The organism is Micromonospora sp. NPDC002575, from assembly GCF_042889525.1.
Classification (GTDB): domain Bacteria; phylum Actinomycetota; class Actinomycetes; order Mycobacteriales; family Micromonosporaceae; genus Micromonospora; species Micromonospora carbonacea.
On the sequence record NZ_JBIARA010000014.1, the window covers coordinates 177158 to 192088 of the forward strand.

Annotated in this window: 1 pseudogene (running past one end of the window); it reads right to left on the reverse strand. The window is 72.3% G+C overall.

What is annotated here, in order from left to right:
- Positions 1-14931: pseudogene (locus ACFYWL_RS21480) on the reverse strand (hypothetical protein) (its annotated part continues 17508 nt past the right edge of the window); the annotation flags it as partial.

Below are 14931 nucleotides of genomic sequence, written 5' to 3' on the forward strand. Positions count from 1 at the left end.
CCGCACCGCCCCCGCCACGTCGGCAGAGGCCACCCGCCGGCCCGCCCCCACCGGCCACGACGTCAACACCCCGGAGTAGTGGCCCTCCAACCTCCGGAGCACCACACCGTTGTCCACGTCCCAGACCCGCACCGCCCCCGCCACGTCGACGGAGGCCACCCGCCGGCCCTCCACCGCCCGCCACGACGTCACCGCCAACACCTCGCCCAAGTGGCCGATCAGCGGGCCCCGCCTGTCCGGCACGGCGGACAGGTGGGCGACGGGAAGGTCCAGTGCGACAGTCCGGTCATGCCAGGGCGCGACACCGCCGTTCTCGTGGGGTCCGGCCCCAGCCGGAGCCACGGTGACGTTGACGGAGAACGCCTCGGACAGCAGGTGTGGTAGCGCCCCCGTGAGGCGGGGGACCGACGTTCCCCGCGCATCCAGGGCCGACCGCAACAACGCCCTGTCGTCCGGGGACAGACCGGCCCTTCCTAAGTCGAGGACGTCGGTTCTGTCGATGAAATGGCCGAACGAGTCGCGCAGATGGTCGCGGACGGCGTCCGGTGTCTGCTCACCCAGCAGCACCATGACCTCGTTCCCCGTCCTGTCGAGGAACTGCGTGAACAACCGATCCCACGCGTCCGACCGCAGCAGCCCGGCCGGCAGGGACGGCAACGGCGCAGGAACCGCAACGGACTCCGACGGGGGCCGGCCGGCCCCGTCCATTCCGGCCAGATCCTCGTGCTCCGCAACGGCGTCGGCGTCAGACTCGGCCGGGGGATGCCACTCCATCGCCGCCGGCCGACCCGGCAACGAACCGGAAACCCGCTCCGACGACCCGACCTCCGCCCCGGACGACGCCGACCCCGAGTCCGACTCCGGCGACCGGGCCGGCCGGGGCGCGACCGTGGGAGCGACGTACGAAGCGGCCGTCTCCCGGATCTGGTCAAGTTCCCAGGCGGTGAACCCCGGCTCGTGCAGATGATCGTCACCGACGGTCCGCGCCGTCCTGAGCAGATCACCCGGTGAGCCGTCGTGCGGCACCCCGGCGAAGTGCTTCAACTCGTGCCCGTAGGCGCGGGACGGAAGACCCGCAAGCCAGTGCAACTGCGTGATCCGACCCGCCGAACCATCCTCACTGACCCACACACCATCGGCGTCACGCAGATCACTGCCGTACCGGCTGAGCCGAACCCCCGTCTCTGCAGCCGGGTCGAACACCACCGCCACCGACCGCGGCCCACCCTCCGGCTGCACCCGTTGGTTGGTCTGCACCACCCACTGCTCGACAGCACGCAGCGTGCGCAGGATGGACTCCCGACCCAGGTTCGCGTCGGGCTCCAACCGCAGACGGAACACCACGTTCCCCGACTCACGGTGCACCCAGTGATCGACGAAAACCCGAACCCCCGCCTCAGCCCCCGCCGTCTCCACCCGGAACGGACGCCCCGCCCCCGGCGTCGACACGAACCGCAACGGCTCCACACCCCGCCACGTAAACCGATCCGAGTGCACCCGCGTCATCTCGCCCCACGCAGGCAAACCCTCCACACTGCGATACGACACACGCCAACCACCAGCAACCCGCTCCACCGAGGGCTCCACCCCAGCCGCCCACCCCGACGACCCAGCCCCCACATCGACCGAAGCCACACCAACCCACTCGAACGCCGCCGGCCCACCAGGCAACCCACCCTCAGTGCGCCGACGCTTCGCGGCCGGGACGTATGCCGGTTCGCCTCGCTCCCGGCGCTCGTCGAGCCTCTCCTGCCGCGCCTTGAGCTTCGCGATCAGCGCATTGAAACCGTCGGCCGTCTTGCCCGTGTTGACAAGCCGGTAGGCATGTGTGGGCACCTCGGCCAACGGGTTGTCGCGCAGGTATGCCTCTTTGGCTTCGTCGTCCAACGGCTTCAACGGCGCCTTGACCACCACGAAAACGGTGTCGACGAAACCCGGTCCGAGGCGCCGCTTTCCCACCCGCAGGGTGATCGCCGTCCCCGCAGACAGATCCACCTCTAGCCCATCGAATGTCGTGCCCCCCGCAGGGCCGGCCACAATATCGATAGGTTTGGGCATCTTGGCATGCTTCGCAAATGAGTCGTCGAAGGAAACTGCATCGTCAAGCACCCATTTATCCCACGACTCCCAGAAGGAGTTCTTGCGCTGCCACTCGATGTCGCGTGCGGTGGGGGCGGGATCGGTCAACCTCAGATACAGGGCCTGCCCCCCGTTCCGCTCGGCCGGAATCTCCACTACGGCGAGGGGTTGACGATTAATGTCATATCCGACTTCGAGAATCACATCCTTCATGTCATCGGGGACGACGAAAGAACTTCCGTCGACGACTTTGACCCGTGCGATGTGGATTCTCTTGGTGGCCTTGGCCGCACCGTCCTCGCTGAAGCGCAGGTTCAACTGCCCTGAGCGCTGAGGCGCCGCCAGCCGGAAGGAATCACTGAACAACGGCTTGTGGAATTCCCACGCTTTATCGAGTGCCTTCTTTTTCAGTTCGGCCAGTTCGCTGTCATCGAAGTTACGGTCGACTTCCCGGTAGATGAAACTCTCGGTGCCGCCGGCCGCGATGTACGGGATTCTGACGATACCGGCACCCTGCCCGTCGACGGCCTTCCCGAAGTCGACAGAAACCATATCACCGACGGCGACGAGGCGGCTGACATCCGCGATATTGGAATACCCGCCACGAATCCGAAGGCGTAGATACGTGCGGTAGCTAAAGCCACCGTCATCGCCGGCGGTCAGGCGGAGCGTGAATGGGGAGACGAGTTGCGGACTCTCGTCCTGCCAGCTTCCGCTGTCTTCGTGGAGACTGCGGAGGTATCGGCGATGCTCTAAGAGTTCGCGGGCCTGGCCGTGGGGGGAGGTGGGCTGCTTACGGAGGGCCGCGAGGTTACGGGCGAAGACCTGTTGCAGGATGTGCTTGTGCTTGCTGGTCGAACTCGCCTCCGCCGAAGCGATCTGGGGTTCCAGCAAATTGATCACGTCGTTGAAGAGGGTATCCAGACGCTCCTTTTCGCTGGCGAACACGGCAGTCTGCTGGAAGCCACTGTCGAGGCGGGGATCGGCTGGATCACGAGGCTCGAGGCGGTGGTAGGCGCCCCTCCAGAAGACGATTTGGTGCGGGACGGCACCAGCGTCGGGGGTCGGGCCGATGTCCTGCGGCGCGTCGAACGGATGATGGATCCGCATCGACATGGACAACGCCCCGGCCACGAGACGCGGAACCACATGCACGAGTTCGAAATCTGCGGATCTGACGTTCGAGAACTTGTCGAGCCAGATGCGGTGCAGGGCTTTCCGTTGCTGCTCCGACACACCCTCCGGATACGGAAGGAACTCTCTCAAGGTCGACTGCTCACCCCGCGCAAGGTCGTCGGCCAGCCGGCGGGCCGCCCACGCACGCAGTCCAGCCACGGTCTTGATGCCCTCCGCCGACACCTGCGGGGTGTCCAGCAATGAGCGGAAGAAGGCGTTGGGCGCTTGTTCGGCCACCGCGCGGGAGGTGTCAAACACCTCGCGCACCCACTTGCCGAACGTCGCCTCGACATGATTCGCAGAGAGCGTCAACCGCCTAGCCGCCGCGTCTACTTCCTCGTCGGAGTTCGACGGCTGCCCCTCCGCGTCGAACGCCGGGGTCGCCATGTCGAGTCCTGCGAACGGGTCCCCCGCCCACCCCAGGTCCGCGAACTCCTGGCCGAGACCATACGGGTCGTAGTACTCCGCGGAATCGGACGGCTGCCCGTCGGCGACGGCGTCAGACTCGGCCGGGGGATGCCACTCCATCGCCGCCGGCCCGCCCGGCAACGAACCAGAAACCCCCTCCGACGACCCGACCTCCGTTCCAGACGACGCCGACCCCGACTCCGAGTCCGACGACCGAGCAGGCCGGGGCGCGACCGTGGGAGCGACGTACGAAGCAGCCGTCTCCCGGATCTGGTCGAGCTCCCAGGCGGTGAACCCCGGCTCGTGCAGATGATCGTCACCCACACCCCTGGCCGTCCTGAGCAGATCACCCGGCGACCCGTCGTGCGGCACCCCGGCGAAGTGCTTCAACTCGTGCCCGTAGGCGCGGGACGGAAGACCCGCAAGCCAGTGCAACTGCGTGATCCGACCCGCCGAACCATCCTCACTGACCCACACACCATCGGCGTCACGCAGATCACTGCCGTACCGGCTCAGCCGAACCCCCGTCTCCGCGGCCGGGTCGAACACCACCGCCACCGACCGCGGCCCACCCCCCGGCCCCAACCGCTCGTTGGTCCGCACCACCCACCGCTCGACGGCAGCCAACGTATCCAGAATCGAATCCCGACCCACATTCGCGTCGGGCTCCAACCGCAGACGGAACACCACCCGCCCCGACCCACCATGCACCCAATGATCGACGAAAACCCGAACCCCCGCCTCAACCCCCGCCGTCTCCACCCGGAACGGACGCACCGCCCCCGGCGTCCCCACAAACCGCAACGGCTCCACACCCCGCCACGTGAACCGATCCGAATGCACCCGCGTCATCTCAGCCCACGCAGGCAGACCCTCCGCACTCCGATACGACACCCGCCAACCACCATCAACCCGCTCCACCGACGGCTCCACCCCAGCCGCCCACCCCGACGACGGCACCTCCCGCACACCGCCCCGGGACGAACCCGCCCCCGGACCCCAGGTGGACGCCCCCGGCAGCGACACGTCACCGCGTACCGCACCGGCCACGCCGGCCGAAGGGGTCGGCTCGACCGGCGGGGTCGACGTCGACGTGGTCCGCGCCGCCACGTCCACGTGGTGCGCGAGGGCCGACGGTTCACGAGGGTGGTCGGTCCCGTCCGGGGTCAGGACGATGTACCAGATGTCGTCCGGTCGGGCGTCCTGGCCGGCCCGGCCCTTGGCCCAGGTGCCGAGCATCTGCATGCTGCCGGTGTGGATCTGGTTGCGGGCGGGCTCGTACCAGTGCAGTTGCGTGGTGGGCAGGACCACGCCGGCGGCGGCCGTGGACCCGGCCACGGCCAGCACCCGGGCCCCCGGGCGTTGGTCGGCCGGCAGTTCACGGGTCGGTCGGCTCACGGTGAACCCGAGCCCGGGGACGGCGTCCAGCATGTCGACGAGCATGTCGGCGCGGTGCTGCGGGACGTACGCCAGCCAGGCGGAGGCCACGGCGTCGGGGCGGCCGGTCTCCACCGGCCCGGCCGGCGGCGTGCTGGTGGGCTCCGGCCAGGCCCTGGTGTCCAGGCCATGGGCCAAGGCCCGTAGGCCGGCGGCGTCGACCGGCGGGACGGCCTGGGTGATCCACCGGTGGGCCAGGAATCCCTGGTGCCGGTTCAGGTTCTCCACCAGGGCGGCCACCGCCGTGGCGAAGTCCTGCCGCGACTCGATCTCCGCCTCGTGCAGGATCTCCAGCCGGGAGTTCACGTCGGGCCGGCCCCGGTGGGCGGCCAGGTCGTCCTGGAGGCGCTGCGGCAGCCGCCGGATGGCGTCGTCGAGGGTCTCCGGACGGCCGGTGACGTCCAGCCGCACCACCTCTCCGCCCGGGTAGGCGAGGTACGGCGGCTGGGCGCCGGTGCCGCCGTCGACCCGCAGTTCGACCGGGACCGCCAGGGTCGCGGCGAGGTCCCGGGCCAGTTGCACCCGGTCCAGTTCGTGTACGGCGGTCTCGTCCGCCGGGGCGGTCGCGGCGTTGTCGGCCTGCCGGGTCGGGTCGGTGTTCAGCACCACGCGCGCCGGGACCGCGCCGCCGTGGCGGGCGCGTACCTCGCGTTCCAGTTCCGGGACGACGGACCGGCCGTGGCCGGAGCGGGCGATGTCGGCCAGCGCCGCGTCCACGTCCACGACCGGGGCGCTGCGCGGGATCGGCGGGACCGGCAACGCCATCGCGTCCACCTGCTGTTGTGCCGCGTCCCGGGCGGCCTCGCGGACCGTCCTGGCCTCGTCGAGCAGCCGTACCGTGTGGGTGTGCGCCTGCGCCGAGACGTCGCGGGCCCGGAACTCCTCGCCCGCGGTCTCGACCTGCCGGCGCAGGTCCGGCAGCTCCGCGCGGACCCGGTCGAGGTCCTGTCGGGCGTCCCGGAGGTCGCCGGTGGCCTTCTCCAGCGCCGTCCGGGCCGCGTCCAGGTCCCGCCGCGCCTGGCCAAGCTCTGCCTGGGCGGCGGCCAACCGTGACTCGTCCTGGCTGGTGGCGGGGTCGTCGACGGTCCGGCGGGCCGCTGACTCCAGCCTCTCCCGTCGCGTCACCTCCGCTTCGAGTTCCGGCATCGCCCGGTCGAGGTGGTCGACGGTCTCCTCGAGCCGGGCCCGTTCGCCTTCGGCCCGGGTGACGGCGGTCCTGGCGGCGGCGAGCGACGCCTCCGCGGCGTCCCGGGCACCCTGGGCGACGGCCTCGTCCCGGTGGGCCTGGTGGAGGTCGTCGACGGTGCGCTGGAGTTCCTGGGTGGCCTGCTGGAGGCGCTCCCGCGTCACCTGCCGCGCCCGGGCCGCCTCGGCGTCCGAAGCGGCCGGGGCGTCCGAAGCGGCCGGGGCGTCCGAAGCGGCCGGGGCGTCCGGGGCCGGATCGGGATCCGGTGCCGTGGTGAACAGGCGGTCGGCGAGGTGACGCAGCGCCGGCCCACGGGTGCCGGTGGCGTTGTCGGCGAGGTGGCGGATCGTCTCGGCCCACTGTTGCCGCTGCGGTGCGGAGAGGGTCTGACGCGCGTCCTGCACCAGCGTGGTGACGGCGGCGTCGGGGACGTTCAGGCCGGCGAGCGCGTCGGCGGTCAGGTGCAGGATCGCCGCGTCCACGGCGTCGACCGGACCGTCGAGGGTGGCGGCCAGGTAGCCGAGGGCCGACACGGCGGCCGGGTCGGCCACGTCCGGCCGGGCCAGCAGCTTGGTCAGCAACTCCTGCCGCCCGGTCGGCGCTCCCGGCAGCGGGGCCGGGGTCCCGGGCGCTGCCGACGCCGGTGGGGTGGGGCCGAGCAGGTACCGGTATCCGTCGTCGAGGTGGCCGTAGCGGGCCAGGGTGAGCAGCGCGTCCCGGGCGGAAAGGTCGACGTCGTGGGGCAGTCCCGCCCGGCGGACCTGAAGGGCGTTGTGCGCCCGGTCGGAGAGCAGGTCCGCCCGGTGGCCGTCGAGGAAGGCGCGGGAGTCGTCCCAGTTGTCGATGGCGAGCCACTCGTCGAGGGCGGCGGTGACCGGGGGCATCGGATGGTGCACGACGTGGGCCCGCGGCAGTGGGGTGTCCGCCGTCCCGGCCCAGGTGTCGGCTGGTGGGGGCAGCGCCGGGACGAGGTCGGCGGGGGTGGGGACGTCCCGCCACGCGTGGGCCAGGCCGGTCGCGGTCGTCCCGGACGCGGTCACCGCGGCGGCGACCGCACCGGCGTCGTCCGGGGTCAGGCCGTCGAGCAGGTCGGCGACGCCGTGCAACCGCTGCCGCTCGATGATGTCGAGCGCGTCGCGCAGCGTCGCCACGTCGCGGCCGGCTGCCGTGGGCAGCCCGGTCAGGGCTTGCAGGGTGTCCGGCCAGTTCTGCGGGGGGTTGATGGTCCACGCGGCGGAGGCGATGGCCCGGAAGGTGTCCAGTGCGCCGACGGCCGGGTCGAGGATGGCAGCCACGGCCCGCAGGATGCCGGCGTCGGAGACGGCCTCCGGCTCCGGCCTGGGCCGGGTCACCCGGGGGTCGGCGTCGACGAGGTCCGCCAGGGCCCGCAGCCCGGCCGGGGCGGCCGGGTCGGTCGGAGCCGTCGGGTCGGTCGGTGCCACCGCGGCCACCGCGTCGGCGAGCACCCGGTGCCGGGCCGCCGCGCCGGCGGCGTCGAGGTAGTCGTACGCGGCGGTCAGTTGTCCGGCCCGGATGGCGTCGAGCAGGGCACGGTGCCGGTCGAGGACCGGATCGCCGGCGGGTGCCGGGGTCGTCTCGGTCCGGGTCGCGTCGGGCTGGGCCGGCGGGGTCGAGGGTGACGCCGGCCGGGCCTGCTGCTGGTCCTGCGTCAGCCGCGCCGCGGTCGGGTCGGCGCGCAGCACCCCGAGGTTGTCCTCCGCGAACCGCCGGGAGGCCGCCCAGTCGCCGTCCTGGAGCAGCCAGTTCGTCAGCACGTCGGGCTCGACCAGGGTGACGGCCTGCGCCCCGGCGAGCACGTCCCGGAACTGCTGGGCGTCGAGGGTCCGCTCGGCCGTACCGAGAGCGAACGGGTCGTAGAGCCGGTACGTGCCGTCGGCGTCGACACGTACCGCGGCGGCGCCCTGGGGGCGGGTGATCCACACTCGGGTGCCGGGGCGCAGCGTGTCCGGCGCCTGGGGCAGCGGCCCGGTGGTGGTCCATCCCGGCGGCAGGACGGGGGCCAGCAGCCGCCGCGCCTGACCGGCCCGGGTCCCGGCGGTGTCGGTGTCGTCCCGGGCGCTGTGGACGGCGAGGGGGTTCGCGGGTTTGGCGGGCAGGCCCTCGGTGATCCACTCACGGGCCCGGTCGTCGGCGTCGGCGCGGGCCTGGCGGATGTGCGTCTCCAGCTCCGGACCCAGCTCCGCGGCGGCGTCCATCTGCACCGGGGTACGGCCCAGCAGCTCGTGGTAGAGGGCCGTCTGCCGTCGCAGGCGGATCCCGGCCGCGTCGGCCCGCAGCTTCAGGTCACGGTCCAGCTCGAAGATCACCTCGGGGGCCGTGACCGGGGCGAACGTGCCGTCCGGGCGCTCCCGCAGTGCGACGATCCAGCCCTGCGGGTCGATCCGGTACCGGCTGGCCGTGCCCTGGTCGTCGGTGACGGTCAGGTCGAGGTGGGTCCTCAGCTCGGACGCCACCACCCGGGCCACCGTGCGCGGGTCCTGGGCGAGCAGCTCCACCTCCTGCGGTGGGGTGACCGGCGCGGAGCCGGGCGGTAGCACCGCCTGCACCCGCTCGACGATCTGGGGGATCCGCTCGGCGAACTGCCGCACGTCGGCGGCGGGCAGCACCGCGCCGACCGCGAGCTTGCCGACCCGGTCTTTCCAGGCGGTCAGCTCGGCGAGGTCGGCGGCGGCCTGCTGCACGGGGTTGAGCCGCTGGAGGTGGCCCACCGCCCAGTCCAGCACCACCTCGTAGCGGCGGCGGGTCTGCTCGGCGGCGCCGGCGGTGAGCCGGAGCGGGCTGACCGGGTCGTAGTGGTTGCCGAGCTGGTCACGGATCAGCAGGGCCACATGCTGGGGCGCCTGGGCGGGGTCGAAGTCGCCGGCCTGGATGACCCGGTCGGCCACCGGGCCGGCGGCCATGCCCGCCGGGGTGGCGCGTTGCAGCAGGCCCTCCAGGCCGATCGTGGGGGCGTCGGCCGCCGGTGCGGGCCAGCCGGCCGGGTTGTTCGCCTTCCAGTCGTACCGTTCGGAGAGCGCGCGCTGGAGCTCGTGCACCTCGTCGGCGAACATCTCGTAGAAGCCGTCGCCGCTCATCCAACCGGTGCCGGGGGCGTCGTCGGCCTCGAACCGCGCCGGCTCGATCGGGGCCAGGCCGGCGTCGCTGTCGAACGCGCTGTGCCGGTGCGGGACCGCGACGAACCGCGCCTGGGTGCGGATCCGGACCAGATACGTCAACCCCTGCATCTTGAGGTGGTTCTCGAGCCGCTTGGTGTCGTCGAAGGTGGCGCTGTGGCTGGCCGGCGCGTTCCGGTTCGCGCCGGTGGAGATCCCGCCGGTGGCCGTCGTGTCCTCCTGCGGGCCGATGTTCGTCTTCCCGATCGGCGCGCCGTAGGCCATCCCCGCGTCGACGTTGGGCCGCCACCGGCTGCGCGACTGGGTGGCCGAGGTGGTGAACGCGAACTTGGCGTACCGGCCGGTGCCGGTGGTGGCGATCCTGCTGATGATCTCCAGCGAGTGCAGCTTGACGTACATCCGCATGGCGACCCGGTTGTTGGACGCGCCGGCGACGAACAGGTGCGAGCCGAGCAGGTACCCGCCGTCGCCCAGTCCTTCGGAGAGGTGGTTGTCGACGTTGAGCCGGGACAGCAGTCCGTCGAGCGCCACGCTCCCCCGGTACAGCGGGGCGTTGGCCTGCGGGCCGAGCACGCTGCCCATGAGGTGCCGGGCGGCCGGGTAGAGGTCGTCGACCAGGGCGCCGCTGACGTAGGCGTCGCCGGGCAGCGACGGCAGCGCGCGCAGGTCAAGCTGCGGCGACCGGGGGACGGGGGTGGCCTCGGCCAGCCCCCGGGGCACCTTGAAGTCGATCCGCCCCTCGTAGTGACGGGTCAGCACCGGCTCCACCGGCGCGAGGGAGATCCAGTCGGCGAAACCGGCGGGCGCGCGGTGCAACGCCCAGTCCGCCGCGTCGTTCAGGGCCGTCATCACGTGGTTCACCAGGTAGCTCGGCTGCCAGCCGTGCATCTGCACCCGGCTGAGCTCCAGGCTGATGCCGACGCCGTCAGTGGTCCGGTAATGCCCCGTCCAGTCGTAGACGGTGCGTTCCCGGACGACCTGCGCGGCGCCCTTGACGCCACGCCCGGCGCCCGGCGCGAACGACAGCGACCCGGCGGTGGACACCGGGACACCGTCGGCCGAGAAGCCGAACCGGGCCGGCGTCAGGTTCCAGCCCAGCGCCTGTCCCATGATGCGAGCGGTGGCGCCGTAGGCGTGCTCGTAGTTCTCGATGCCGTAGTCGGCGACCCAGCCGGTGTACCGCGGCCGGCCGTCCAGGGTGGCCGAGACCTTCAGCTTGAACATCTGGGCCGCCACCGGGTTGCGCTGGTCGACCAGGTAGAACGACACGCCGTTGTAGCGGTGCAGCATGTCGGCGAACACGATGTTGGCGCGCTGGCCGGCGAGCGTGGACTGGAGCGTTTCGAGGCCGCCGGGCAGCGCGCCGACCACCGACTCGTCGGGCGAGACCATCAGCACGCCCCAGCGGTTCCCCGCCCCCGGCCAGTTGTCGTGGCTGGCCCCGAGCAGCCCGGGCCGGCCGGCGTCCACCAGTTCCCGGACGGCGTCCAGCAGGGTCGTGGTGGGGCGCGGCCCGCCGTCCGCCGGGGCCGGCCCGGTGAACAGCACCAGCTCGTCGACGCCCGCGTGGCCCAGCGTCCGGTCGCCGGTCCGGGTCAGGTAGGGCGGCAGGGTCAACGCGCTGAACGGGTTGACGTCCGGGTCCAGGGTGATCCCGAACTCGGTGGCGAACCGCTCGCGGCGGCGCGGGTCGAGCACCGCGCCGCGCTGCGCCAGGTCCACGTGCCGGTCGGCGAGCGTCAGCGCCCACGTCTGGACCTGGTGCTGGATCAGGTACGCGCCGAGGTCGGGCAGACCGTCGGCCACGCGGCCGGCCAGCTCGCCACGCCACCGGCTGAGCACCCCCGCCACGGTGTTGCCGCTGAGCACCAGCTCACCGCGGGACCACCGGCCCATCGCGTCGACCAGCTGCACGTCGCTGACCGGCAGCTCCCCGGCCGCGTACTGCGCCAGGGCCTCCGCCTCCGGCAGGATGAACAGCATCGTGCGGCCCCGCAGGTCGGCGCCGGGCGGCACGTTGACCCGGCTGACGACGAACCCGACCTGCGTACGGACGCCGGCGCGGACGTTGACGTCGAATTCCGCCTCGAAGGCGTACCCCCGGCCGAAGGCCAGTTTGAGCATTTCCAGGCCGCCGACGCGCTTGGTCTCCGCCGACTCGCTCTCGCTGACCCGCACGCCCGCCGACTCGCCGAAGCCGACGTTCAGCGGGCCGAACTTGTGCTCGAGGCCGATGTTGGGCAGGTTGAACGCCTTCGCGAACGACCGGTTGGCGACGTTGACGGTCTCGGCCAGGTACAGCTCGATCAGACCGGTCACGTACTGGTCCGGGGTGGCGCCGACGAACCGCGCCCCCCGGATCCGGGGCACCTTCACCGAGAGCGCGGCGTTGGTGTTCGCCCAGAAGCCGGGCTCGACCAGGGTGGTCGCGCCGTACTGGCCGAGCACGGCCTCCTTGAACCGCGCCTGGAAGGTGACGTGGTTGGTCAGGCTGGCCACCGGCCCGGTCATCGGCCGGCCGGCCAGGGTCAGGTCCCGTGGCAACTGGTTCTGCGCCGCGGCGCGCAGGCCGTGCGCGTCGACGAAGTACACGATGCCCTGGTCGAGCGCCGACGGTGCGACGTCGCCGGGGGCCACCTCGCTGAAGGTGGCCGGGTCGGTGTTGAACTTCAGCAGCGCGGCGTGCACGGTGGCGGGGATCAGCTCCGGCAAGACGATCGGGGCGTCCCGGTCGCTGATCCGGACCACGTAGCCCAGGTCGTACGGCGCGTTGACGAACATCACCCGGCCGCCGTACTCCTTCAGCTCCGGCCGGTTGACCACGCGGGTCACCCGCTCGGCGGCGCCGACGTTGCGGCTCACCGACCCGCCGACGAGTCCGACGGACCGGAGCTCCTTGACGCTCGGCGGCAGCGCGGTGTTCACCCCGCCCTCCACCGACCAGCCCTGGTTGCCGCTCGCGCCCTGGCCGGCGATGCCGAGCGACATGCCGAGGGTGACCGTGCTCACCTCGTCGCTGAGCCGTTCGAAGTGCACCGAGTTGCCGTCCGCGTCGACGTCCGCGGTGATCCGGGGGATCGCGTAGACGGTCACCTCGGCGGTACGCATCACCGCGTTGCGCCAACTGTGCAGGGTGAAGGACATGCCCGCCCCCGGGGCGGGCGCGTCCGGGTCGTCGACGAGCGTGGCGCCGTCCTGGACGAGCGAGTCGAAGTGCGACTCCAGGCCGTCGCCGCTCACCATCTTGTTGAACAGGTCCAGGTTGTCGATCGCGGCGTCGGTGTCGCGGTGGACGACCTCGTCGTAGGCGTCCCGCGCCCCGTCGACCATCCGGCCCAGCAGCGGCCGTTCCTCCAGGGGCGTGCCGGGGTCCGGGGTCGCCGGCCGGCTCCGCTCCCCGTGCGCCCACGGCCGGTCCCCGTCCGCCGGAAGGAACCCCTCACCGGCCAGCACCTGCACGAGACCGGCCCGGAGCCGCCGCACCGCCGGCTTGTCGATCCTCGGCAGGGCCTGACCCAGCAGGCCCCGCCCCTGGATGACGTGCCGGGGCAGCAGGTTGCCGCCGGTGTCCTCCGGGTGCACGCCGGTGTTGCGCAACCTCGGCCGCCACTGGTCGTGCGGCACCGACCGCGCTCGCCCGCCTGCGGGCGTCACCGCCAGGCCACCGTCCGCCAGGCCGGGGACGGTGTCGGGGGCGAAGGCGTCCGCGTCGACGCTGAACCCGTGGTCGAGGGCGTCCGGCTCGGACATCCGCAGCACCGCCGACCCGTTCACCACCGGCGTCGGATGCGGCCACTCGCGCGGGCGGCGGGAGGTGGCCACCTCGGCGTGAAACTCGAAGGGCACCTCGTGGCCGACCGTCTGACCGGTGTACCGGCCGACGACGACGTTCAGCGACGCCACCGTGACGCCGCCACCGTCGTTGCTGGTCCAGCTCATCCCGGCCCGGGCGGAGAGACCGAGCTTGGCTTTCTCCTGGTACGCCTGTGGATCGTCGAGACGCCGGGCCAACGGCAGGTCCACCGCGCCACCGAGGGACAGCCCGGCGGACTGCCCGAGGGTGAACTCGCCGCCCTGCCCCACGATGCCCGTGCGCACCTGCTCGATGTGGGCCTTGTCGCTGCTGGCGCCCACCCGCGTGGAGCCGCCGCCGAGGCCCACCTGCACGGAGCCGCCGAGACGGCGGCCGTACACCCGGATGCTGGCCGCCGCGTGCCCGTCGTCGTGCAGCGTGAAGGCGTAGCCCCGGGTCAGCGCGCCGGCGTCGCCGTCCGTCTCCGGCGTCCGCCGGTTGTTCACCGCCTCGTCGAGGTGGCTTTCCAGGTTCCACAGCTTGCGCTGCAACTCGTTGCGCATCGGGCTTTCGATGGACATGTCGAAGCCGTCGGCGCGCAGCCGGTCGATGATGTGGTCGTACAGCTCGTTGAGACCGGTGATGTTGCTGGCGGAGAAGAGCTCCGGCACCCGCGTCAGGTTGTCCCGCAGGTGCTCGGGCAGGTCGGCGACCACCTGCTCGCCGGCGCTCTCCAGCAGGTGGTCGGGGATCGCCACCACCAGCCGGGCGGCCTCCTGCCCCGCCGGCGGCTCCGGCACCTCCACCGCCTGCCACGGCTGCCCGTCGCCGCGTGCCTCGATCGACCACCCCGGCTCGTACGAGTAGAACGTCGAGTCCGCGCGGGTGTCGAGCACCCGGCCCTTCTCGGCGTCGATGAGGTAGGCGGATCTCTGGTCGACCTTGTTGAGGGTGGCGCTGAAGTTGGGTCCCCAGTGGGTCGTCGGGCCGAGCGGCACGTCGACGTTGAAGCCACCCCGCAGCCGCACGGCCCGCGTGGTGGTGCCGTCGGACTGGCTGTGCGCGCCGGTCTGGAAGACACCCTGGGTGAACTGGTTGGCGTGGAAACGGCCGTCCTCGCTCGTCCGGCCCTCGGTGTCGTCCAGCGACGGACCGGGCGTCTCCGTGTCGAACGAGCCGGCCGGGTTCGACACCAGCTGCGGGTCCTCCGGCCGCAGGCGGGCCCGCACCTCGATGCCACCCAGCGTGAACAGGTGCCCGTCCGCGGAGACCAACTGCGGGTAGTTGTTGAGCAGCCGCTCACGCAACTGTTCCCACTCGTTGTCCCGCACGGTGACGCCCCGGCGGGCCACCTCCGCGCGCAGCCCCTGCTCGACGCGGTCGACGTCCGGCAGGTTGGCCTTGGGATCGCCGAGCGCCAGCGCCCGCCGGTCCGGGGTGGCCGGCAGCGCCGGAGCCGACGCGGGCGGCCCGCCGGGATCGGGCGCGGCCGGTCCGGCGCTGGCCGCGTTGCCGAAGACCCGGACGTCCCGGTCGGCCTCCGGGACACCGGACAGCAGCCGGGCGACAACGTCGGCCACCTCGCGCGGGATGGGACCACCCCGGGACTGGACCACCACGGCCACCCCGCTCGCGGGGGCCGCCAGGGCGTCGGGGGAGAGCGTGTTCGGGCTGGTGCCGTTCTGCGCGAACAGGACCACCCCGGCCTGTTCCCGGAC